21 protein-coding genes are annotated in these 21,124 nt (G+C 73.5%); 13 read left to right on the top strand and 8 right to left on the bottom strand.

Features of this window, described 5'->3' with window-relative positions:
* Positions 1-96 precede the first annotated feature (96 nt).
* Positions 97-900 carry a DUF6227 family protein gene (locus ACIBAD_RS26340; protein ID WP_398908861.1) on the bottom strand — a complete coding sequence of 268 codons (804 nt, stop codon included), beginning with the start codon at positions 898-900 and terminating at the stop codon, positions 97-99.
* A 192-nt stretch (positions 901-1,092) separates the two neighbouring features.
* On the opposite strand from ACIBAD_RS26340, the gene ACIBAD_RS26345 reads away from it, so the two are divergent.
* The gene (locus ACIBAD_RS26345; protein ID WP_398908863.1) at positions 1,093-1,734 is read left to right on the top strand and encodes a vitamin K epoxide reductase family protein; all 642 of its coding nucleotides are present in this window, start codon (positions 1,093-1,095) and stop codon (positions 1,732-1,734) included.
* Between the two features lie 107 nt (positions 1,735-1,841).
* Here ACIBAD_RS26345 and ACIBAD_RS26350 read toward each other — a convergent pair whose 3' ends face one another.
* Complete coding sequence (locus ACIBAD_RS26350) at positions 1,842-2,252, bottom strand: rodlin (protein ID WP_134073608.1); 411 nt, start codon at positions 2,250-2,252, stop codon at positions 1,842-1,844.
* 271 nt (positions 2,253-2,523) lie between these two features.
* Between ACIBAD_RS26350 and ACIBAD_RS26355 the strand changes: the two genes are divergently transcribed.
* Together ACIBAD_RS26355 and ACIBAD_RS26360 are read left to right on the top strand one after the other, a co-directional pair.
* On the top strand, positions 2,524-3,156 hold the full coding sequence (locus ACIBAD_RS26355) for a hypothetical protein (RefSeq protein ID WP_134073610.1): 633 nt from the start codon (positions 2,524-2,526) through the stop codon (positions 3,154-3,156).
* A 167-nt stretch (positions 3,157-3,323) separates the two neighbouring features.
* Positions 3,324-3,563, top strand: coding sequence for a chaplin (locus ACIBAD_RS26360; RefSeq protein ID WP_134073612.1), 240 nt, complete (start codon positions 3,324-3,326; stop codon positions 3,561-3,563).
* A 115-nt stretch (positions 3,564-3,678) separates the two neighbouring features.
* Here the strand turns inward: ACIBAD_RS26360 and ACIBAD_RS26365 are convergent, their stop codons facing one another.
* The 5 genes from ACIBAD_RS26365 to ACIBAD_RS26385 all read right to left on the bottom strand — a co-directional run bounded on the left by ACIBAD_RS26365 (position 3,679) and on the right by ACIBAD_RS26385 (position 6,691).
* Positions 3,679-4,026, bottom strand: a complete 348-nt coding sequence (locus tag ACIBAD_RS26365) for a hypothetical protein (RefSeq protein WP_134073614.1) — start codon at positions 4,024-4,026, stop codon at positions 3,679-3,681.
* Positions 4,027-4,193: 167 nt separating this feature from the next.
* Positions 4,194-5,336 (bottom strand): chaplin, encoded by a 1,143-nt coding sequence (locus tag ACIBAD_RS26370; protein ID WP_398908866.1) that lies wholly within the window; start codon positions 5,334-5,336, stop codon positions 4,194-4,196.
* Between the two features lie 118 nt (positions 5,337-5,454).
* Positions 5,455-5,688 (bottom strand): chaplin, encoded by a 234-nt coding sequence (locus ACIBAD_RS26375; protein ID WP_134073616.1) that lies wholly within the window; start codon positions 5,686-5,688, stop codon positions 5,455-5,457.
* A gap of 219 nt (positions 5,689-5,907) precedes the next feature.
* Positions 5,908-6,318, bottom strand: coding sequence for a rodlin (locus ACIBAD_RS26380; RefSeq protein ID WP_134073618.1), 411 nt, complete (start codon positions 6,316-6,318; stop codon positions 5,908-5,910).
* A gap of 130 nt (positions 6,319-6,448) precedes the next feature.
* Positions 6,449-6,691, bottom strand: a complete 243-nt coding sequence (locus ACIBAD_RS26385; RefSeq protein WP_398908869.1) for a chaplin — start codon at positions 6,689-6,691, stop codon at positions 6,449-6,451.
* A gap of 102 nt (positions 6,692-6,793) precedes the next feature.
* Here ACIBAD_RS26385 and ACIBAD_RS26390 point away from each other — a divergent pair, with 102 nt between their 5' ends.
* The 9 genes from ACIBAD_RS26390 to ACIBAD_RS26430 are packed head-to-tail and all read left to right on the top strand — an operon-like array spanning position 6,794 to position 17,771.
* Complete coding sequence (locus tag ACIBAD_RS26390; RefSeq protein ID WP_134073622.1) at positions 6,794-7,990, top strand: DUF3344 domain-containing protein; 1,197 nt, start codon at positions 6,794-6,796, stop codon at positions 7,988-7,990.
* Between the two features lie 19 nt (positions 7,991-8,009).
* Entirely contained in the window at positions 8,010-9,227 is a 1,218-nt protein-coding gene (locus ACIBAD_RS26395) for a glycosyltransferase (protein ID WP_398908871.1), read from the top strand.
* Entirely contained in the window at positions 9,224-10,741 is a 1,518-nt protein-coding gene (locus ACIBAD_RS26400; RefSeq protein ID WP_398908873.1) for an exopolysaccharide biosynthesis polyprenyl glycosylphosphotransferase, read from the top strand. The genes ACIBAD_RS26395 and ACIBAD_RS26400 overlap by 4 nt, the downstream gene beginning before the upstream one ends.
* On the top strand, positions 10,741-12,153 hold the full coding sequence (locus ACIBAD_RS26405; RefSeq protein ID WP_134073626.1) for an O-antigen ligase family protein: 1,413 nt from the start codon (positions 10,741-10,743) through the stop codon (positions 12,151-12,153). Before ACIBAD_RS26400 ends, ACIBAD_RS26405 begins: the two co-directional genes overlap by 1 nt.
* On the top strand, positions 12,150-13,904 hold the full coding sequence (gene murJ / locus ACIBAD_RS26410) for a murein biosynthesis integral membrane protein MurJ (protein ID WP_398908876.1): 1,755 nt from the start codon (positions 12,150-12,152) through the stop codon (positions 13,902-13,904). Before ACIBAD_RS26405 ends, murJ begins: the two co-directional genes overlap by 4 nt.
* Entirely contained in the window at positions 13,894-14,670 is a 777-nt protein-coding gene (locus tag ACIBAD_RS26415) for a polysaccharide deacetylase family protein (protein WP_134073628.1), read from the top strand. The genes murJ and ACIBAD_RS26415 overlap by 11 nt, the downstream gene beginning before the upstream one ends.
* A 5-nt stretch (positions 14,671-14,675) precedes the next feature.
* A complete protein-coding gene (locus ACIBAD_RS26420) occupies positions 14,676-15,905 on the top strand; it encodes a glycosyltransferase (RefSeq protein ID WP_398909015.1) in 1,230 nt (409 codons plus the stop codon).
* Positions 15,898-16,632, top strand: coding sequence for a lipopolysaccharide biosynthesis protein (locus tag ACIBAD_RS26425; protein WP_398908878.1), 735 nt, complete (start codon positions 15,898-15,900; stop codon positions 16,630-16,632). The genes ACIBAD_RS26420 and ACIBAD_RS26425 overlap by 8 nt, the downstream gene beginning before the upstream one ends.
* Entirely contained in the window at positions 16,629-17,771 is a 1,143-nt protein-coding gene (locus tag ACIBAD_RS26430; RefSeq protein WP_134073630.1) for a GNAT family N-acetyltransferase, read from the top strand. Before ACIBAD_RS26425 ends, ACIBAD_RS26430 begins: the two co-directional genes overlap by 4 nt.
* Positions 17,772-17,776: 5 nt before the next feature.
* Here the strand turns inward: ACIBAD_RS26430 and ACIBAD_RS26435 are convergent, their stop codons facing one another.
* Positions 17,777-19,399, bottom strand: a complete 1,623-nt coding sequence (locus tag ACIBAD_RS26435; protein ID WP_134073632.1) for a glycosyl hydrolase — start codon at positions 19,397-19,399, stop codon at positions 17,777-17,779.
* 294 nt (positions 19,400-19,693) lie between these two features.
* Here ACIBAD_RS26435 and ACIBAD_RS26440 point away from each other — a divergent pair, with 294 nt between their 5' ends.
* Positions 19,694-21,037, top strand: a complete 1,344-nt coding sequence (locus ACIBAD_RS26440) for an ATP-grasp domain-containing protein (RefSeq protein WP_398908880.1) — start codon at positions 19,694-19,696, stop codon at positions 21,035-21,037.
* Positions 21,038-21,124 lie beyond the last annotated feature (87 nt).

Here is a 21,124-nt window from a genome sequence, read left to right on the forward strand (position 1 = left end):
CGCTCCTCGTCCGACAACGTCAATTCGGCCTTCGGCCGTCCCGTCCGTACCACAGGGCAAGCTTATACATCTGAACAGAATTCCCGACTCAGAAGGCTAGGGGGTGTCCGCGAAGTCCTGCCGGGCTCGCGCGCGCAGCTCCATCGCCCCGCGGGCGGCCGCCTCGCTCTCGTACACCTCGCACATGTGCCGCCCGTCCGGCGTCGCCGTGTGCTCGACCTCCCACAGGCTGAGCTCGTTCCCGTCCAGTAATACGAACGAGTGCTCGTACAGGTTGAACCCGGCGCCCCGCCCGTCCGCCGTGAACGGCCGACTGCCGAACGCCTGGGTGATCTGGTGCGCGTACGCCGACCTCAGCAGCCCCGCCGTCCCCTCGCCGGGCCGGTCCGGATTCTCCGCCCGCCGCAGCACCCGGCGGGCGTGGTCGGCGGACTCCTCCACCGCGTACTCCCGGCGTCGCCGCGCCGGCGTGCTGGCCGCGAACAGCGCGCTGAGCGCCGCCACACCGGTGTCCGGCTCCTCCTCGGCGGCGGCGAGCGCCGGATCCAGAGCCGGGTCGAAGGCCGCCTCCGCCGGGGCCTCGCCGAACAGCCGGGCCACGGCCAGACAGGCTTCCGCCTTGCTCACGAAGACCTCGTGCCGGATCGTCCGGTCGTCCACCAGTCGGTACACCAGCTCCCACAGAGACACCGAGCCGCCGTCGGCCAGCAGGTACGTGTGCCGGTGGGTCTCCCGCCACAGTCCCGCCGCCGGGCTGTGGTGGGTGGTGTACAGCGATGAGCTGTGGGCGAGCGCCGTGCCGAGGCGCTCGACCAACCGGTCCGGCAGGTCGAAAGAGTTGAGGGCGCGGCCCAGGAGTCGGCCGAGGTGCGCCTCGGTTGTCTCGTACGGATCGCTCAAGGTGGGTCTCCAGGCCGTCGCAGCTTGTGACTTCGCGGAAGCTCAACGTAGCCCCTGGCTCTGACATCACGTCCGGGGTTCGGTAAAACGTCCGGGAAGCATCAGGGGTTCCCGCCACCCCTTCAGGTCAACTTGCCCCGGGATGAGCATGGTTCGCCCGGGTCTGTGCCGGAGCGCGGGAACATGGCCCGTATGGCAACGAAAACAGTGGGCCTTCCCCGCCAGCAGGGGCTGCCCCACAGCAGACACGACGGCGAACCGGAGGCCGGCCCGCGGGCGTTGGCCTGGCTGCTGGCGCTCACCGGGGCCGCCGGGGTGCTGGCCTCCTGGGTGATCACCCTCGACAAGTTCCTCCTGCTGGAGGACCCGGACTTCAAGCCCGCCTGCAGTCTCAACCCGGTGGTCTCCTGCGGCAGCGTCATGAAGAGCGACCAGGCGGCGGCCTTCGGCTTCCCCAACCCCCTGCTGGGGCTCGTCGCGTTCGGGGCCGTCGTGTGCGTCGGCGCGGGTCTGCTGGCCGGCGCCCGCTACCGCGGCTGGTTCTGGCTGGGACTGGACGCCGGGATGCTCTTCGGGGTCGGCTTCTGCACCTGGCTGATGGTCCAGTCCCTGTACGAGATCAACGCGCTCTGCCTGTGGTGCTGCCTGACCTGGGCGGCCACCCTGCTGATGTTCTGGGCGGTCACCGCGCACAACGTCCGTACGGGTGCACTGCCCGCGCCCGGCCCCGTGCGGACCTTCTTCACCGAGTTCGGCTGGGCCCCACCCGCCCTGCACATCGGTGTGATCGGGATGCTGATCCTCACCCGGTGGTGGGAGTTCTGGACCGGGTGACGGCCCGGCGCGCGCGAGGGCCCCGGCAGCTGGAGGCTGCCGGGGCCCTCGTCACATCGCTTCACGGGCGGGGCGGGCCCGGACCGCGGAAGGCAGAGGAGCGGAGATCAGCTGCCGACGGCGCCGTTGCCCGACAGGACCGGGATGTTGTCCAGGATGTGCGAGAGAGCCTCGTCGCCCTTGGCCTGGGTGGAGTTCTCGGTGCACTGCTGGTTCTGCGGGTTGGACAGGACGTTGATGTCCTGGAGGCCGATCGGGACGGCGCCGATCAGCGACTGGACGTTCACCTTCACCGGCAGGGCGACGCAGGGCTTGTTGAGCGTGCCCTGAACCAGGCTGAGCTGCGGGCTCATGTCGCCTTCGGTCTTCTGGTTGCCGTAGATCTGCGAAGCGCCGTTGCCGTTGACGGTGTTGATCCCGTTGTCGTTGCCGATGGCCATGGCCGGGGCCGCAACAGCAGCGCCCGCGCCGACGGCGGCGGCGGTGACGGCGGCAGCAGTCATGATCTTCTTGAACATCATTGGTCCTTTTGTCGCACGAGTGCCCGCTAGTGGAGCGTCCTGGTCAACTGCCCTGCCGGGTGGTTGGTTCCGCGGCTTCACTCAAACGGCCGCTCGGACCGAGGTTTTTCGCCGCCCCGGGTGAGCCTTCTGCGGACGCGTGCGCGAAGCCCGCACGGCCGGCCCGGACGATCAAGCTCCGGTTGCGCTCCGTAGATGGTGTTCGCACGGTGGGTAAGGAGACGGATCACTCGGGTCCGCCTCTGTGCGACCACCGTAAGGAACCGCCATGCACCGCACGAAGCCGTCCCGCGTCCGCGTCCTCGTCCCGTCGGCCCTCGCCGTCGTCATACTCTCCGGCGCGGCCGCCCCCGCGGGCGCCGCGGACGGTGGTGCGGCCGCCGCCGGGAAACGAGTGGTGGCCGCCCAGCAGCAGATCGACCGCCGCGTGGCGGCGGCCGGCCCGGTCGACGACCTCCTCGCGCAGGTCGGCGCGATCCTCGACGGAGTCACCAAGTCCCTTGAGACGCTCCTGCCCGGGGTGACGCTCCCGCCGATCAAACTGCCGACCCTGCCGAACCTCCCGGCTGTCCCGGACATCCCGGCGCTGCCGATCCCCGCCATCCCCGAGATCCCTTCCGTCCCGGAGATCCCGGAGATCCCTGAGATCCCTGAGACCCCTTCCATCCCGGAGATCCCTGAGATCCCCGCGATTCCGGAGATCCCCGAGATCCCCGACGTCCCCGTCTCCAAGCCGGCCGCCCCTGTGCCCAAGCCGGCGGTTCCGGCGGTGCCCGCGGCGCCGGCCGTACCCGCAGCGCCCGCGGCGCCGGCCGTCCCGGCGAAGCCGGTGGTGGCCAAGCCGGCCGGCCCGGTCCTGACGCCGGTGGAGATCGTGCCGGAGGTCCCCGGCCTCCCTTAGCGGGCAGGTCCTATAGCAGAGGAGGGCCCGAAAACCCTGCGCGATTACGACAATTGAGCTGAACAGGTCTGATCGCGTGCGAGGCCGTGTCGTCCGGGAAGCTGGACCGTTTCGCTCGGTGTGAGCCCCGCGTCGGGGCAGAACATCGAACAGAAGGTGCACTTCCCATGAACTCTGCCAAGAAGGCCGCCCTGGTCCTGGCCTCCGCCGGTCTCGTTGCGGCCGGTGCCGCCGGCTCCGCCATGGCCGACTCGTCGGCCGAGGGCGCGGCCGTGGGCTCCCCCGGTGTCCTCTCGGGCAACCTGGTCCAGGTCCCGGTTCACATTCCGGTCAACCTCTGCGGCAACACCGTCAACGTGATCGCCCTGCTGAACCCCACGTTCGGCAACGTCTGCGTCAACGACTGACGTCAGTCGGCGTACCTGACCGTGGGCGCCACCGGCATCGCCGGTGGCGCCCACGTTTTTTGCTCCCACGGATCCCGCGGCTCCCGCCTGGGCGGGGGCGGGGGGCCCGACCGGCTCAGTGAGCCCCGCCGTTGAGCTTCACACCGCCGAGGAGCGGGGACGCCTGCGTGGCCCCGTCCGCCACCTTGAGCACCGCGCCCGGCGCGTCGTTGCGGACCCTGTTGACGCTCTGCGCGGTGTCCACGACCTTGGCGACGGTGTCGCCCTGCTCGGCCACCCCGTTGTTCAGGGTCTCCGGGAGCGACTCGGTGACCGGGGCGAGCGAGTTGACGGCTTCGGTGGCCCCGCCCGTGAGACTCATGGGCGGCATCGCGACCGGCGCGGCGGCGGCGAAGGCGGGAGCGGAGGCGCCGAGCGCGGCAACGGAGCCGGCGATGACCGCGGCGACCTTCGTGAGCTTCATTATCGAAATCCTCTTCTTTCGTGGACAGAGGCGTCGGCGGCGACCGTCGCGCCGCTTTCGCCCTGCGTAACGATTCCCCGCCGCTCCGGAAACGCGTACGGCAACGGCCGGAGAATCCGACGACGGATTCTCCGGCCGATGTTTCTTCCGATTACCGGCATTGCCGGTCAGGCGATCCGGGACCTCCGGTACAGAATGGCGCCGCCCAGGATCAGTGCCGAGGCGAGGGCCGCCGCCGCACCCGGCTGACCCGCGCCGGTCTCGGCGAGCGCCGGTGCCGACACCTGCGCGGGGGCGGGCAGCGGAGCGGGTACGGGTGCCGGGGCCGGCGGGGCCGCCGGGGCCGCCGGGGTCACCGGGAGGGGTGCCGGCGCCGGCGCCGGACCGAGGTGGATCGGGGTGTCACCGGCGGGGGCGGCCGGCGGCTGGTCGGCGGGACGGACGGCCTCGGGCGCCGGCGCGGGAGCCGGGTGCTCCACGAAGTGGCTGCCGTGCGGTGGCGCCGGTGCGGGGGCCTCCTCGGCGACCGGCGCGGGGGCCGGGAGCGGCCGGGGCGCCTCCTCCACCGGGGCGGGCAGCGGTACGGGCGCCTCGTGGACCGGAGCCGGCAGGGGCGCCGGCGCCGGGACCGGCGCGGGCTGCGGAGGCGCGTCGACCTCGTGGACCGGGGGCTTCGGGGCCGGGTGGGGGATGGGCTTCGGCGCGGGGTGGGGCCGTGGCTGCGGCCGCTCGGGCGCCGGGGGAGCGTGGTGGGCCACCGGCGCCGGGGCCGGGAGGGTGTGCGGATGGTCGTCGCACTCCTCCTCGTCCGAGCTTCCGGACCGGCTCGACCCGCTCGACTCGCCCGATCCGCCGTAGCCGCCCTCGTCGCGCGACTCCTCGTGCCGGGGGGCCGCGTGCCGGGGCGCAGGGCGGCGGGGCTCCTCGCGGCGCTCCTCCGGCATCGCGTGCCGGCCGCCCCGCTGCTCTTCGAGGTAGCGCTCGATGGCCTCGGAGTGCTCGGGGCTGAGGTAGCGCTCGTAGTCGCGGTCGGCGTGGTGCGCGTCCGAGCCGGTCGTGGTGGCGCAGGTGTTCCCCATCGCGGGGTTGAGCGCCGCACCGCCGTCCACGCTGTTGCCGCACACGTTCGGCGAGAGGGTGATCGGTACCGAGACGCTGTTGCCGGACAGCACGCCCGGCGAATGAGAGGCCTCGGCCATCGCCCCCGAGTGCGCGTAGGCCGCGCCGGTCGCGATCGACAGCAGGCTTGAGGCGGCCGCCGCCGTGAGCACCCCCTTGCCCAGTACCTGTCGGCTCAGTACCTGTCGCATGGGTCCTTCCCTGTCTACCGGCTCTCCCGCCGGTGCTGAATCGAAGGTGGCCTCGGAGTGCACCGCCGTGCACTCCGAGGCCACCCCGAGGAGGTTGCCCTTGCGGGCAGGCGCTTCGTCAGGCGTTGACGCAGACGTTGCCGAACGTGGGGTTCAGCGCTGCGATCACGTTGACGGTGTTGCCGCAGACGTTGACCGGGACGTGCACCGGAATCTGGAGCAGGTTGCCGGAGAGCACGCCGGGGGAGCCGATGGCCTTTCCGTCGGCGACCGCGTCGGCCATGGCGGGGGAGGCGGCACCGGCGGCCACGAGAACGCCGGCGGCCAGCACCACTGCCTTCTTGTACGTCATTTGTTTTCAATCCTTCCCGCAGGGGCGTGTCCACTGCAGAAATAACAACGAGTGGGTCCGGAAAAAGAAACCGCAGATTTTCGCGTGCGGCTCCGCAATTCACCCCAACGTACGCCGCCCAGAATTCTCGGCGGATTTACGCGGTATTTGCGGAGCCGGCAAGCGGCGAGGCCGCCGCGACCCGACCGGGTGCGACGGCCTCGCTGACGCCGGGTGCGATCAGCTGCCGGCGGAGAGGTTGCCCGAGAGGATCGGGATGTTGTCCAGGATGTGCGAGAGGGCCTCGTCGCCCTTGGCCTGGGTGGAGTTCTCGGTGCACTGCTGGTTCTGCGGGTTCGACAGGACGTTGATGTCCTGGATGCCGATCGGGACGGCGCCGAGCAGTGACTGGATGTTGGCCTTCGCGGGCAGGGCGATGCAGGGCTTGTTGAAGGAGCCCTGGATGAGCGCCATTTGGGGGCTCATGGTGCCGTAGGTGGCCTGGTTGCCGTAGATCTGCGAGGCGCCGTTGCCATTGACGGTGTTGACGCCGTTGTCGTTCCCGATGGCCATCGCCTGCGGGGCCATGGCGGCACCGATGCCCACGACCGAGGCTGCGGCAGCCGCAGTGGCCATCATCTTCTTGATCATTGTCGTCCCTTTTTTGCTGGATTGCCCGGTAGTGGAGCATCCGGATCAACGGCCGGGATCCGTCGCGGGTTGCGTGGATTCACCCGGATGCCGCCGTTTGGGGTGGCGCGGTTGACGATCCCGCTGACGGTCAGGCGTTGACGCAGGTGTTGCCGAACGCGGGGCTCAGGAGGGCGATCACGTTGACGGTGTTGCCGCAGACGTTCACGGGGACGTTGATCGGGACCTGGACCAGGTTGCCGCTCGCCACGCCGGGGGACCCCGCCGCGAGGCCCTCCGCCGCCGAGTCCGCGGAGGCGAGGCCCGCGCCGCCCATCACGGCCGCAGCGCCGGCGACCGCCAGGGTGGCGGCGCTGATCAGCCTCTTCTTCATCTCCGTTTTCCCTTTCGGTTCGAACGATGGTGCACCGCATAACGACCCGCCGCCTGCGAGGGTGCGTGTTATCGCCCAAAAGGCCGTACGAGCGAGTCCGGCGTGATTTCCGGCCTGATTTCTGACAAAGTTCACTCCTGTTTTGTCCCCTTGATCGAAAATGGAGACAGGGTCATGGGTTCGTCCCGCAGAATCCTCGGCACGCTCGGTCTGCTGTCCTGCCTCGTACTTTCGGCGAACGTCCCCACGGCTTCCGGGGCCGCGGCCGCTCCGCCGGGTCCGGCCGCTCCCGCCGCGCGGGAAATGGCCAAGATCCCGTTCACCCAGCGTTATCAGGCAGTCCAGCGCGGCGGGCTGGTCAGGGCCTCCAACTCCTCCATCGCCTGCCGCCGGGAGGAGGCGCCGGACGCCGAGCCGTGCGCCGAGGTCAAGCGGGGCGCGGCGGGGGTCAACAGCGATTTCGACATGTTCTACAGCGAGGTCGACAAGGACCCGGACACCTACAACTCCACCCGGGCCGAGCTCAAGGTCCCGCAAGGGGCGAAGGTCTCGTACGCCCGCCTGTACTGGGGCGGGAACCTGCGGGTGGGCGAGCAGAAGCCGCCGGAGGACAACGGCAGGGTGCTGGTCGCCGAGCCGGGCGGGGCCTACAAGGAGGTCCTCGCCGACACGGTGATCGGCCACCGGTCGGACGCGGGCAGCGATGCCTACCAGGCCTCCGCCGACGTGACCCCGCTCGTCCGCAAGGGCGGCGCCGGGATGTGGACGGTGGCCCAGCTGAACATCGCGATGGGCCACTCCGAGGTGGGTGCCTGGGGCGGCTGGACGCTGGTCGTGGCGTACGAGCACCCGCAGGAGCCGGTGCGCCGGATCTCGCTGTGGGACGGCTTCGAGTCGATCGCCGAGGGTACCGGCGCGGGGGCCGGCGAGACGGTCGAGATCGCCGGGCTGGACGTGGCCGCGGGGTCGGCCGGCAAGGTCGGGGTGGTCGCGTACGACGGGGACCGCGGGGTCCTCGGTGACTCACTCACCGTGACCTCCGACAGTGGCCGCCGGGTCGACATCAGCGATGCAGAAAATCCTTTTAATGATGTTATGAATTCCACGATCACGGAATTCGGGGATCCCTCGTTCGTGCGACAGCCCGAACATATGAATAATCTCGGATATGACGCGGACGTGTTCGACCTGAGTCCCGCCCTGTCCGGTGGTGCCCGCAGCCTGAGCTTCAGGTTCACGGGTGAAAGCCAGGGTCAATTCCTCGGTGTGCTCTTCGTTCAGACAGACGCGCGCCGCTGAACGTAGGAGACCACTCCGCGTGCCGACACAGCCTCCCCCTGCGCAGTCCTCCCCCGCGCAGGCTCCGATTCCCCGCCCCCTGTCCGTCCTGCACCTCGTCCAGCCCGTGGACGGCGGTGTCGCCCGCGTCGTCCTCGACCTCGTCCGCGCCCAGACGGCCGCCGGCCTGCGGACCGCCGTCGGCTGCCCGCGCGGCGGACAGCTCGCCGACGCCGCCCGCGAGGCCGGGGCCGAGGTGCTCACCTGGCGCGCCGGCCGGGCACCCGGGCCCGATCTGCCCGCCGAAGTCCTCGCCGCCCGGCGGATCGTCGGCCTGGTCGGGCCCGACGTCCTGCACGCCCACAGCGCCAAGGCGGGCCTCGCCGGGCGGCTCGCCGTGCGCGGGGCCGTGCCCACCGTCTTCCAGCCGCACGCCTGGTCCTTCGACGCCGTCGGCGGGGCCACCGCCGCGCTCGCGCTGCGCTGGGAGAGGTTCGGGGCGCGCTGGGCCGACCGGGTGCTCTGTGTCAGCGAGGCCGAACGCCGGGCCGGGGAGGCCGAGGGCATCGCCGCCCGCTGGTCGGTGATCCGCAACGGCGTGGACCTGGACCACTTCCGCCCGGGCGGCCCCGACCGCGAAACCGACCGGGCCCGGGCGCGTACCGAACTCCCTTTGCCCGCCGCCTTCCTGGGCGACGGGCCGCTCGCCGTCTGCGTGGGCAGGCTCTGCCAGCAGAAGGGCCAGGACATCCTGCTCCGAGCCTGGCGGGAGGTGCTCGGAAACGTCCCGGAAGCCCGTCTCGCGCTCGTCGGCGACGGCCCCGACGCCGAGCGGCTGCGGCGCAGCGCCCCGCCCGGGGTGCTCTTCGCGGGGGCCGCCCCCGACATCCGACCGTGGCTTCGGGCCGCCGATCTCGTTGTACTGCCGTCGCGGTGGGAGGGCATGGCGCTCGCCCCGCTCGAAGCCATGGCCTGCGGCCGACCGGTCCTGGTCTCCGACGTCAGCGGTGCCCGGGAGAGCCTGCCGCCCGGCCAGGGGCGGCTGTGCCTGGTACCGCCGGAGGACCCGACGGCCCTGGCCAAGGCCATGGGACGGCTGCTCGCGGAACCGCGGCTGCTCGCCGAACTCGGGGAGCAGGCCGGGCAGCACGCCCGGACCGACTTCGACGTACGGCGGACCACGGACGCGGTCACCGGCCTGTACCACGAACTGCTGGGCAGGCCCCGGCCCTTGAACCAGGAGCGCATCAGCCGATGACGATGGACAGCGCACCCGCCCGGCACACCGGGCAGGGCGGCACGGGGCCCGCCGGCGGCACCGCCGGCACCGCAGCCGTCCGACGGTCCGTGACCGCCATCCACCCCCCGAGGCGGCCCCGGGCCGACCCGGCCAGGCCCCTGGTGCGGCCACAGCGGGTCCGGCGCCGCGACGGGGTCCTCCCGCTGCTGACCGCCGATGCGCTGGCCGCCGTACTCACCACGACGGCCGTCTCCGCACCCGGGACGGCCGTGCCCGCCGGGGCGGCGGTCCCGATGGCCGTGCTGGCCGCCGCGCTGCACGCGCAGGCCGGGCTGTACCGGCCGCGGCTCGCGCCCTACGCGCTGCTGGAGCTGCCCGCGCTGGCCGGGCGGGCCGCCGCACTGTGGTGCGCCTTCGCCGCCGTCGTGGCCGCCGCGGCGCCGGGCCGGGCCCTGAGCTGGCCGGCCCTGCTGGGCGCCGTCTGTCTGCAGACCGTACTGACCTGCGCCGGGCGCGGGTTCGCCAACCAGCTCCGCCGCCGCGCGGCCCGCCGCCGGCCCGCCTCGGCCCTCGTCGTCGGCCCCGGCTCCGGGGCGAGCGCGGTCGCCGCGGCCCTGCACGGGCGCCCCGAGTACGGGCTGCGGCCCGTCGGGATCGCCGCCACCGCCGGCCCCGAGGAGGGCGGCGGCGCCGTACCGGTGCTCGCCACGCACGAGGACATCCGGCGCGCGGTCATCCAGAACTCGGTCCGGCACGCGGTGTTCACCCGTCCGCCGGAGGCCGACGAGCGCACCGCCGCCCTGGTCCGCCTCTTCCACGACCACGGCTGCCGGCTCTGGCTCGCCGACCCGGCCGGCACCGCCAAGGTGACCGGCATGCGGGTGGCCCGGCCCGCCGACCAGCTGTGGGGGTACGCCGTACAGCCGCTGCTGCCGCGCCCGTCCCGTCCGGTGGAGCGCTGGGTGAAGCGGGCCATCGACGGGCTGCTGGCCGCGCTCGCGCTGATCGCCGCAGCGCCCGTCATGGGCGTGTGCGCGCTGGCCGTCCGGATCTCCGACGGGCCCGGGGTGATCTTCCGGCAGGAGCGCGTCGGCCTGTACGGGCGCCCCTTCACCCTGCTGAAGTTCCGCACCCTGCGCGCCGACGAGCACGAGTCCGCCACCCGGTGGACGGTCTCGGGCGACAACCGTATGAGCCCGGTCGGCTCCTTCCTGCGCAAGTCCTCGCTGGACGAGCTGCCGCAGCTGTGGAACGTCGTACGGGGGGACATGAGCCTGGTCGGACCGCGGCCGGAACGGCCCTTCTTCGTCGCCAAGTTCAGCAGCGTGCACCCCGGCTACGAGGCCCGGCACCGGATGCCCGTGGGCATCACCGGGCTAGCCCAGATCAACGGCCTGCGCGGGGACACCTCGATCGAGGACCGGGCCCGCTTCGACAACCACTACATCGACACCTGGTCGCTGTGGCAGGACCTGTGGATCCTCGCCCGCACCGCGGCCTCCTTCTTCCGCTTCCGGCTGGGGGGCAGCTGATGAGTCTCGCCGTATCGCCGGTCGGCGTCCGGCCCGACACGGCGGGGCTGCTGCGGCGGCACTGGCCGCTGCTGCCGCTCGCCGCGACCGTCCTGCTGCTCCTCACCCCGATCGCGGCGGGCGACGCGAGCACCTCCGGCAAGGTCGGCCCGGCCGACGCCGCCTCGCTGGTGCTGGTGCTGGTCTGCGCGGTGCAGGCGCTGCGCGGCCGGGTGCGGGAGCTGACCCCGCTGGGCGTGCTGGCGCTCGGCGTGCCCGCCGTGGGGCTGGCGGTGGCGACCGCGACCGCCGGGGACCCGTACGCGGCGCTGCCCGGGTTCGTGCGCTACCTCCAGGTGTTCGTGCTGGTCCCGGCGGCGATCGTGCTGCTCGTGCGCGACGCCGGGGAGTTCCGGCTGGCCGCCGGGTGCTTCGTGGTGCTGGCGCTGGTGCAGGGCGCGGTGGGGGTCGTGCAGTTCGCGACCCACACCGGGGCCTCGTACCAGGGCGAGGACATCCGGGCCGTCGGCACCTTCGGGCCCGGCGACGTGATGGGCATGGCCACGGTGGTGGCGTACGGGCTGGTCGTGGCGACCGCGGTGGCGCTGGCTCCGGGACTGCCGGGCCGGGTACGGCGGATGGCGGGCGGTGCGGCCCTGGTGCTGGTGGTGCCGCTGGTGCTGTCGTTCAGCAGGGGCGCGTGGATCGCCACGGTGGGCGCGGCGGTGCTGGTGATGCTGCTCGCCGGGATCCGGCGGGCACTGAAGGTGCTGCTCGCGCTGGCCGCGGCCGGGGTGGTCCTGGTGGGCGGGCTCGGGGTCGGCTCCGAGATGGTCGCGGAGCGGCTTACCTCGATCACCCAGGTCTCCAGCGCCCCCGACCAGTCGGTGACCGACCGCTACACGATGTGGGCCGCCGCCGAGTCGATGTGGCGCGAGCGGCCGGCCGTCGGGGTGGGCCTCAAGGGCTTCCCGGCCAACCGGGACGGGCACTCCTCGCTGGGGCTCTCCTCCGGCAGCGACACCGGCGGCGCGGGCCAGGCGTACATCCGCCAGCCGCTGCTCTCCCCGCACAACATGTACCTGCTGGTGCTGAGCGAGCAGGGGCTGATCGGGCTGACCGCACTGGCGGGCGGCTGGGCGGCGCTGCTCGTCGCGGGTCTGAGGCGGTGCGTCACCGGCGGTTCCGCGCTGCGGGACTGCGGGCTGATCGCGATCGGGCTGTTCGTCTGGCAGCTGACCGACTTCCTGTACGCGGACATCGGCGGGCCGTCCACCGTCCTGACCGGGGTGATCATCGGCCTGGCGGCCTGGTGGGCGCTTCCGTCCCGTGCGGACGCCGGTCCGGACTCCGCCGGCCCCGCATCCGCCGCGGGCGGGCGCACCGGGCCCGCGGCCGGCCTGCGCGCCGTACCCGGTGCGGCCGGCCGGTGACGGACACGACGCCCTGGCGGCGGCCCGCGGCCGCGGCGACCGAAGTCGCCGCGGCTGCGGGCCGTCCGCCGCGCCCGGCCCCGGCACCCGCCGACCGCACCGGCCCCGCCGGGGCCCCCGACGGCGGCGGCTCGCCGGGCGGCGCCGGGCCGGCGCCGCTCGGCCGGTTCCTGGCCAAGGCCGCCGCCGTCACCGCCGGACTGACCGCCGCCGGAGCGGTGTTCGGGCTGTTCCGGGACCAGGCGATCGCGCACCTCTTCGGGGCCGGGCACGACAGCGACGCCTTCCTGATCGCCTGGACCGTGCCCGAGATGGCCTCGACACTGCTCATCGAGGACGCCATGGCGCTGCTGATGGTGCCCGCGTTCAGCCAGGCCCTGGCCCGGCGGGCGGCCGCGCGCGCCGGGCTCACCCGCAAGGAGGCCCGCACGCAGGACCCCGTACGGCTCCTCGTGGGCGCGACCCTGCCGCGGCTGACGGTGTTCCTGGCAGCCGTGGCCTCCCTGCTCGTCGTCGCCGCGCCGCTCGTCGTCGCCGTGCTCGCGCCCGGACTGCCCGACCCGGCGCTGGCCGTGGAGTGCACCCGGATGACGGCGCTGACCGTGCTGTCCTTCGGGATCGCGGGGTACTTCAGCGCCGCGCTGCGGGCACACCGCTCGTTCGTGCCGCCGGCCGCGATCTACGTTTCGTACAACGTCGGGATCATCGGGACGATGATCGCCCTGCACGCGGTGTGGGGGGTGCGGGCCGCCGCCGCCGGGGTCGCCGCGGGCGGGCTGCTGATGGTGCTCGTCCAACTGCCCGCGTTCATCCGGAACGTGGGCTTCGGGCCGTCCCGCGCCAAGGGCGCGCCGCGCAGCGAGCGCGACCGGGACCGGCCCACCCTCATCGCGTTCGGCCTGATCGCCCCGGTGATCTTCTTCGCGGTGTTCCGGCAGTCGCAGGTGCTGGTCGAGCGGTTCCTGGCCGCCTCGCTGCCGCCCGGGGCCATCTCGCACCTGAACTACGCGCAGAAGGTCGCGCAGATGCCGATGGTGCTGTCGCTGATGATCTGCACCGTCACCTTCCCCGTCGTCGCCCAGGCCATGGCCGGCGGAGAGCCCGAGAAGGCCCGGCGGCGCGTCGAACAGGACCTCGCGCTGGCCGCCCTCGCCGTCCTGGTGGGCAGCGCCCTCGTCATCGGGTACGCGCCCCAGATCATCCAGGTGCTCTTCGAACGCGGCGCGTTCACCCACCGCGACACCGCGGCCACCGCCTCCGTCATGCGGGTCTACGCCCTCGGACTCCTCGGCCACTGCCTCGTCGGGGCGCTGTCCCGGCCCTTCTTCTCGACCGCCCGGCCCACCTGGTTCCCGGCGCTCGCGATGGGTGCCGGGCTCCTCGTCAACATCGTGGCCGGAGCCTTGGCCGTCCGCTGGTGGGGCACGTACGGCATCGCCGCCGCCAACGCCGCCGGCATCTCCACCACCGCCGCCCTGCTGCTCACCGGGCTCGGCTCGCGGATCATCGCCATTCAAGTCCGGCGGGTCGCGCTCAGCATCGGCCGGCTCTCGGTCGCCGGAGTCGGCGCCTGCGGCACCGGCTGGATCGCCGGGCCGATGATCCCCGACCCGCTGCTCAGCACCGCGCTCGGCTGCCTGCTCGTCCCCGCCATGTTCGGCGCCTGCGGCATGGCCATACGGGCGATAGAGATCACCGCCATCCCCGCCCAGATCACCCAGATGACCCAGAGGTACCGCAATGCCCGCTGACACCCGCACGGCGCCCGCCGCCGCGACGGTCCCCGCCCGCCGGACCGCCTCGCCGTGGGTCCTGATGTACCACTCGGTCGCCGAGTTCACCGACCCCTCCGAGGACCCGTACGGCATCACCGTCACCCCGGGCACGCTGGAGGCGCAGCTGCTGTGGCTGCGCTCGCGGGGCCTGCGCGGGGTGTCCGTCGGCGAACTGCTCCGGGCCTGCGCGGCCGGGCGCGGCGCCGGGCTGGTCGGGCTGACCTTCGACGACGGCTACACCGACTACCTGACCCGGGCGCTGCCGCTGCTGCGCCGCCACGACTGCACCTCCACGCTGTTCGTGCTGCCGGGACGGCTCGGGGTGGACAACGTGTGGGACCCGCTGGGCCCGCGCAAGTCCCTGCTGAACGCCGAGGGCATCCGCGAAGTCGCCGCCGCGGGGCAGGAGATCGGCTCGCACGGCCTGCTCCACCAGGACCTCACCGCGACGGCCGACGACGTCCTCCAGCAGGAGCTGCGGGGCAGCCGGGAGCTGATCCGGGAGCTGACCGGGACCCTGCCCGAGGGGTTCTGCTACCCGTACGGGCACCTCGACACGCGGGTCGTCGCGGCGACGCGGGCCGCCGGGTACGGGTACGCGTGCGCCATCGACCCCGGCCCGCTGGCCGGGCCGCACGCCCTGCCGCGCACCCACGTCAGCCAGGCGGACGGGCCCGGGCGGCTGCGGATCAAGCAGCTGCGGTACCGGGTGCGGGAGCTGCGGCGGGCGGTGCGCCCGTGAAGTCGCTGCGGGCGCTGCACATCATCACCGGGCTCGGGGTCGGCGGCGCCGAGCAGCAGCTCCGGCTGCTGCTGCGGCACATGCCGATGCGCTGCGACGTGCTGACGCTGACCAACCCCGGGCCGGTGGCCGAGGGCCTGCGGGCCGACGGGGTCCGGGTGGTGCACCTGGGGATGCGCGGCAACCGGGACCTGGGGGCGCTGCCGAGGCTGGTGCGCTTCATCCGGCGCGAGCAGTACGACCTCGTGCACACCCACCTGTACCGGGCCTGCGTGTACGGGCGTCTCGCGGCCCGGCTCGCGGGGGTCGGGACCACCGTGGCCACCGAGCACTCGCTCGGCGACGGCGAGATCGAGGGCCGTCCGCTGACGGGCGGCGTACGGGCGCTGTACCTGGCCAGCGAACGGCTGGGCGCGGCGACCGTGGCCGTGTCGGAGACCGTGGCGGCGCGGCTGGAGGGCTGGGGGGTGCCGGCCGCGCGCGTGCACGTCGTACCGAACGGGATCGAAGCCGGCCGCTTCCGCTTCGACGAGGGGGTGCGCCGGGCCACCCGGGCCCGGACCGGGCTGCCGGAGCGGGCGTTCGTGGTCGGCGGGGTCGGCCGGCTGGTGCCGGGCAAGCGGTTCGACTCGCTGGTGCGGGCGGTGGCGGCGCTGCCGGGGGCGCACCTGCTGCTGGCCGGGGAGGGGCCGGAGCGGGCGGCGTTGCGGCGGCTGGCCGCCGAGCTGGGCGCGCAGAGCCGGATCCACCTGCTGGGGGAGCGGGACCCGCTGGGCGACAGCGCGGACGGGCGGACGCCCGGGATCCCGGCGCTGCTGGCCGCCATGGACGTGTTCGTGTCCCCGTCGCGGGAGGAGGCGTTCGGGCTGGCGGTGGTGGAGGCGCTGGCCGCGGGGCTGCCGGTGCTGCACGTCACCTGTCCGGCGATCGACGACCTCCCGGCCGCCCAGGCACCCGGAGCGCGGCGGATCGGGACCGGAACGGAGGAACTGGTCGCCGCCCTGCGCGGGCACATGGAGGCGGGGACCCGGCGCCTGCCCCAGCCCCCGGTGGCCCGCCGCTACGACATCGCGCGCAGCGCGGAGCGCCTCCTCGGGGTCTACGCACTGGCCCTGTCAGGGTCCCGCCCCGCCCCGACGCCGGGGGGCGCCTTGATCGAAGCACCACCGACGGGGTCCCCCGAGCAGGGGCCCGAAACCACTCCCATCCCTCCAGGAAGGCACGTACATGGCTGACACCGCCGATCAGAAGAAGGCCGAGAGGGCCGAGAAGAAGGCCGATCAGAGGAAGGCCGACCGCCGCCGTCGCAAGGTGCGGCTGCTGCCGCCGCCCGCTTGGTGGCCGTTGCCCGTGGCCGCCGTGCTGGGGCTGGCCGCGGGCGGGGCGTACGGGGTGCTGAAGGCCCCCGAGTACGCCGCCACCAGCTACGTCGTCGCCGTCCCGAACGAGACCACCGAGCCGGCCACGGCCCTCGGCTTCGCCCAGGCGTACGCCCGCATCGCCACCAGCAGTTCCACCCTCGCGTACGCCCAGCCGCGCGCGGGCATCAGCGCCGGCCGGCTCCGTACGCAGGTGCGCGCCGAGACCTCCCCCGAGTCGCCGATGATCGCCATCACGGGGACGTCGAAGAGCGCCGCCGAGGCCGCCGACATCGCCAACGCCGTCGCCGACGCGCTCTCGCTGAGCAGCAATCAGGCCGCCAAGAACACCGGCGTCCAGCTGCTGCTGTTCAACCAGGCCGTCGCGCCGAGCGAGCCCGCCTCGCCGTCCGCCGCCATCAGCGGGGCCGTCGGGCTGTGCGCCGGCGGACTGCTCGGCGGACTCTGGCTGCTCGCCCGGCCCGCCGGCCGCACTCGGCGGCCCGAGGAGCAGCCCGTCGCCGGGCCCGTCGTCGAGGAGTACGCCTCCCTGCCCGCGCAGGGCGACCACACCGAGACCAAGGAGAAGGAGTCCGTGCGATGACTACGGGCTCCACCGGGGCCCTGTCGGTGACGCTGTGCCGCGATCCCCGGCAGTTCGCCGCGCTGGAAGAGCCGTGGAACCGGCTCTTCCGGGCCTGTCCCACCGCCACCCCTTTCCAGAGCCACGCCTGGCTGCACTCCTGGTGGCTCTCGTACGGCCGGGACGGGCGGCTGCGGATCGTGCTCGTACGGCGGGGCGCGGAACTCGTCGGCGCGTGCGCGCTGATGCTCGTCCACCGGCCGCTGCCGCTCCTGGTGCCCCTCGGCGGCGGGATCACCGACTACTTCGACGTCCTGGTGGCGGCCGAGTACGCCGACCAGGTCGTCCCGGCGCTGGCCCGCGGCCTGCACCGGGCCGCCCGCGGCGCGGTCGTCGACCTGCGCGAGGTACGCCCCGGGGCCGCCGCCGAGGCGCTGTACGGCCAGTGGCCGGGGATCCGGAGCAAGCTCACGGACTCCACCTGCATGGAGCTGCCCGCGCTTCCCTTCGACGAGCTCGTGAAGCGGATGCCGGCCTCCGGGGCCCAGCGGGTCCGGGCCAAGCTGCGCAAGACCGACGCGGCCGGGATCGAGGAGCGCGAGGTCACCGAGCAGGAGGTGCCGCGCGCCGTACGGACGCTGCTGCAGCTCCACGAGAAGCAGTGGCGCGGGCGGGGGGTGACCCCGGAGCACCTGAGGCCCCGCTTCGCCGAGCACCTGACCCGGGCCACCCGGCGGATGGTGCGGGTCGGCGAGGGCCGGCTGACCGAGTTCCGGCTGGACGGGAACGTGGTGGCCGCCAACGTGACCCTGCTGTCGGGGGCGTTGAGCGGCGGCTACCTGTACGGGGCCGACCCGGACCTGCGCACCCGCAAGGTGGACGTGGCCACGCTGCTGCTGCGCTACGAGGCGGGCCGCGCCCTGGCGGAGGGCCGCCCGGTGGTGAGCTTCCTGCGCGGCAACGAGCCGTACAAGAACCACTGGCGGCCCGAGACCGTCGTGAACCAGCGGTTCCTGCTGGCCAGGACGGCGCTCGCGCCCCTGCTCCGCCTGCACCAATCGCAGGTGACGGGGCGCGAGCGGGCGGTGGACGCGCTGCGCGAGGCGCTGCCGGCCGCCAGGGACTGGCGGGCGCGGCTCAACGAACTGCGGGTCCGATGACGGCTCTACCAGGGCCAGAAGCCGGAGTCCTTGCCCCAGTCGATCTTGATGCAGAGCGACTGCCTGCCGACCAGCTTGGAGAGCCACTCGCCGAAGTTGACCGGCACGCACCACTCCGTGCTGTTGGCGGGCGGATCGGCCGGCTCGGGCTTCGGCACGGCAGGGACCGGGGGCAGCACCGGCGACGGCGACGGCTCCGGGACGGGCACGGGGGCCGGGACGGGGTCCGAACTCGGGCTCGGGGCCACCGGCGAGGGCACGGGGTCGGGAACCGGCGCGGGGGACGGGCTCTCGGGAGCCGGGACCTGCGGGCTCGGCTCGACCGGCTCCGGGGACACCGGGACGGGGACGGGGGCCGGGACCTCGGGCGACGGAACGGCAGGCGAAGGGACGGGCTCGGGCACGGGCACCGGCTCGGGGACGGGCACGGGGCTGGGGCTGGGGCTGGGGCTCGGAGTCTCGGGCGACGGGACCGGCACCGGGATCTGCGGGCTCGGGACCACCGGCGAGGGCACGGGGATCTCGGGAGTCGGGATCTCGGGCGTCGGGACCGACGGGGTCGGGATCACCGGCGTCGGGATGACCGGCGTCGGGATGACCGGCGTCGGGACCACCGGGGTCGGAATCACCGGGGTCGGGACCACCGGGCCCGGCCGCTCGGGTGCGAGCGCGGCCCGGAAGGCCTTCGCGGACCGGGGGTTCTGCTTGCACTGCCACACGCCGTGCGGGCAGTAGTCGGTGATGGTGTGGTAGAGCGGCTTGTGCTGCTCGATCCACTTCAGCATGCGCTGTACGTACACCGGGTTGTCCCCGTGGCGGAACAGCCCCCACTCCGGGTACGAGAATTCTTTGCCGTGCGCTTTCGCGAAGTCGACGTGCTGCTGGAGCCCGTACGGCTGGCTGACCATCTCGTCGAAGGTCTTGCCGGGAGCCTGGTCGTACGAATCCATGCCGACGACGTCGACCACGTCGTCGCCCGGGTAGCACTTGGTCCAGCCGATCGCGTCCGAACCGCGGTTGGGGGCGAAATCGAACTTGAACTCCTGTCCGGGAACGGAGCGCATCGTGTTGACGATGCGGTTCCAGTACTCCTTCCAGCCCTCCGGGTCCGGCGCGCAGCGGTGCGTGTAGGTGGCGCCGTTCATCTCCCAGCCGAGCACGATCACCGTGTCCGGGACGCCCAGCTCCACCAGCCGGTGGGCGAGCTTCTCGAAGTGGTGGTCGAACTTCCCCTCCGCGCCCGCCCGGATCAGCCGGGCCACCTCGCGGTCGGGGACGTGGTCCTCGTTGTGCTCCTGCATGGGCACGTTGAGGACGAAGAGCCGGTCCGGCTTGGCCCGGCGCCACTGCGCCCAGGCCTCCAGGAAGTCGGGGTTCTCGATGCGGGCCCACCGGTCTCCGGGCAGATAGGTGTGCCCGACCCGGATCTCCTTGCCGCCCAGCCAGCGCGACAGCTGCGGGATCCGGGCGACTCCGGTCTGGCCGGAGTCGAGAAACGCGCCCATGGCGATGTCGGAACCCTTGGGCTGCTCCTTCTCGGGGGCCGCGAGCGCGGCTCCGGTGGCGAGCAGCCCGGCCGTCACCGTACCGATGCAGGTGCTCGCCAGTCGGCGGTGTGGTCTGGGCATGGCGTCTCCCGAACTTTCCTGAATCGGTGTGCTTGTCAAAGACGTTAGGCATCACATCTGACGAATGGCCTGTCCGGTGACCGCCGCGTAGGCCATTCGCAGCTGCGTATCCTCCCCGCTTGCTCCGACTAGGTGAAAGACACCGTTCCCATGCACGCGTTCGACGGCCATGTGCCCGCAGTAGTGCTCAGACTCGATCGGAATCCGTTCCACCACGGAACCCTCGGCGCCGTCAGATCGCTCGGGCGCAGAGGCGTGGAGGTCCATGCCGTCGTCGAGGCCGGGGGAGGTCCCATGGGGCGCTCGCGCTACCTGCGCGCCGTACATCCCGGGCCGGCCGGGGGGTTGGACCCCGAGGCCCCAGAGACGCTGCTGGAGTGCCTCGTCGGGGTGTCGGAGCGGATCGGCCGGCCTGCGGTGCTCGTGGCGATGGACGACCTGAGCGCCATCGCCGTCGCGCGCATCGCGTCGATGCTCGACGGCCGGTTCCGGATCCCCCATCAGCCCGACGGGCTGCCGGCCCGGGTGGCGGACAAGGCGGAGCTGTCGCGGCTGTGCGCGCGCTGGGACATCCCGCACCCGGAGACGGTGATCCCGGAGAGCGGGGCCGAGGCGGCGGAGGCCGCGTGGCGGCTCGGCCTGCCGGTGGTGGCCAAGTGGAGCCGGCCCTGGCTGCTGCCCGCGGGCGCCGGACTGCGCAGCACCACGCTCGTGCACACCGCCGCCGAGGCGCGTCGGCTGTACGAGCGCACGGAGGAGGCCGGGAGCCGGCTGCTGCTCCAGCGGTTCCTGCCGGCCGGGACGGACACCGACTGGTTCTTCCACGGCGCGTTCGGCCGGGGCGGGCACCCGCTGCTCGCGGGGTCGGGCCGCAAGGAGCTGTCCTGGCCGGTGCGGACGGGGCTGACGGCGGTGGGGCGCTGGCTGCCGGACCCGGCGGTGGAGGAGGCGGGGCTGCGGCTCGCCCGGCGGCTCGGCTACCAGGGGATCCTGGACCTGGACTTCCGCCGGGACGAGGAGGGCTGCTTCCGGCTGGTGGACTTCAACCCCCGGCCGGGCGCGCAGTTCCGGCTGTTCACGGACGAGGGCGGGCTGGACGTCGTCCAGGCGATGTACCTGGACCTGACGGGTCAACGGGTCCCGGAGCCCGCGGGCGGTCCGGGCCGGGTGTTCGTCGCGGAGAACTACGCCCTGCTGGCGGCGGTCCGCGGCCGCCAACTCCCGTGGCGCTCCTCGGCGGGCGGCCGGGACGCCGTCCCCCCTCCGGCGCGGGCCGAGGGCACCGGGGCCGGGCAGGGCCGCACCGCGGGCGAGGGGTCCGGCGGCGAGGGGCCCGGCGGCGAGCGGCCCGGGTCCGTACGGGTGGCGCCGCGGGCTGAGCGGGGGCGGGTGGAGGCGGCCTGGTTCGCCGCCGACGACCCGATGCCGTTCTTCGCGATGCTCGCCGCGTTCCTCGGCCGGGGCGCGGGGAAGGGCGCGCGCGCCCTGCGCGGTGTCCCGGCGCACGGCCGGCGCACGGCCCGCGCCGTGGTGCGCGCCCCGCGCCAGCGCGCCCGCGATCTGACGCCGCCGGCCGCCCCGGCCGCGCCGAACCACCCGGCCGCCCCCGCCGAACCGGACGAGCTGGTGACCCGATGACGCCCCGCCACCGGCCTCCGCCCCCGCCCACCGCTGGAGGCCCGGGCAGGGGCGCGGGGCCCACGAGACTCGAGGGACAGCGGTGAC

Origin of the sequence: Streptomyces sp. NPDC051109 (genome assembly GCF_044455885.1) — a bacterium.
Taxonomy (GTDB): domain Bacteria; phylum Actinomycetota; class Actinomycetes; order Streptomycetales; family Streptomycetaceae; genus Streptomyces.

Bases quoted from the DNA above. Each gene is read 5' to 3' on its own strand.
- ACIBAD_RS26370 (WP_398908866.1), bottom strand. From the start codon at position 5,336: ATGCGACAGGTACTGAGCCGACAGGTACTGGGCAAGGGGGTGCTCACG.
- ACIBAD_RS26430 (WP_134073630.1), top strand. From the start codon at position 16,629: ATGACTACGGGCTCCACCGGGGCCCTGTCGGTGACGCTGTGCCGCGAT.
- ACIBAD_RS26350 (WP_134073608.1), bottom strand. From the start codon at position 2,252: ATGTTCAAGAAGATCATGACTGCTGCCGCCGTCACCGCCGCCGCCGTC.
- ACIBAD_RS26400 (WP_398908873.1), top strand. From the start codon at position 9,224: ATGACGATGGACAGCGCACCCGCCCGGCACACCGGGCAGGGCGGCACG.
- ACIBAD_RS26365 (WP_134073614.1), bottom strand. From the start codon at position 4,026: ATGAAGCTCACGAAGGTCGCCGCGGTCATCGCCGGCTCCGTTGCCGCG.
- ACIBAD_RS26440 (WP_398908880.1), top strand. From the start codon at position 19,694: ATGGGGCGCTCGCGCTACCTGCGCGCCGTACATCCCGGGCCGGCCGGG.
- ACIBAD_RS26385 (WP_398908869.1), bottom strand. From the start codon at position 6,691: ATGAAGAAGAGGCTGATCAGCGCCGCCACCCTGGCGGTCGCCGGCGCT.
- ACIBAD_RS26345 (WP_398908863.1), top strand. From the start codon at position 1,093: ATGGCAACGAAAACAGTGGGCCTTCCCCGCCAGCAGGGGCTGCCCCAC.
- ACIBAD_RS26415 (WP_134073628.1), top strand. From the start codon at position 13,894: ATGCCCGCTGACACCCGCACGGCGCCCGCCGCCGCGACGGTCCCCGCC.
- ACIBAD_RS26405 (WP_134073626.1), top strand. From the start codon at position 10,741: ATGAGTCTCGCCGTATCGCCGGTCGGCGTCCGGCCCGACACGGCGGGG.
- ACIBAD_RS26425 (WP_398908878.1), top strand. From the start codon at position 15,898: ATGGCTGACACCGCCGATCAGAAGAAGGCCGAGAGGGCCGAGAAGAAG.
- ACIBAD_RS26375 (WP_134073616.1), bottom strand. From the start codon at position 5,688: ATGACGTACAAGAAGGCAGTGGTGCTGGCCGCCGGCGTTCTCGTGGCC.
- ACIBAD_RS26435 (WP_134073632.1), bottom strand. From the start codon at position 19,399: ATGCCCAGACCACACCGCCGACTGGCGAGCACCTGCATCGGTACGGTG.
- ACIBAD_RS26380 (WP_134073618.1), bottom strand. From the start codon at position 6,318: ATGATCAAGAAGATGATGGCCACTGCGGCTGCCGCAGCCTCGGTCGTG.
- ACIBAD_RS26355 (WP_134073610.1), top strand. From the start codon at position 2,524: ATGCACCGCACGAAGCCGTCCCGCGTCCGCGTCCTCGTCCCGTCGGCC.
- ACIBAD_RS26360 (WP_134073612.1), top strand. From the start codon at position 3,324: ATGAACTCTGCCAAGAAGGCCGCCCTGGTCCTGGCCTCCGCCGGTCTC.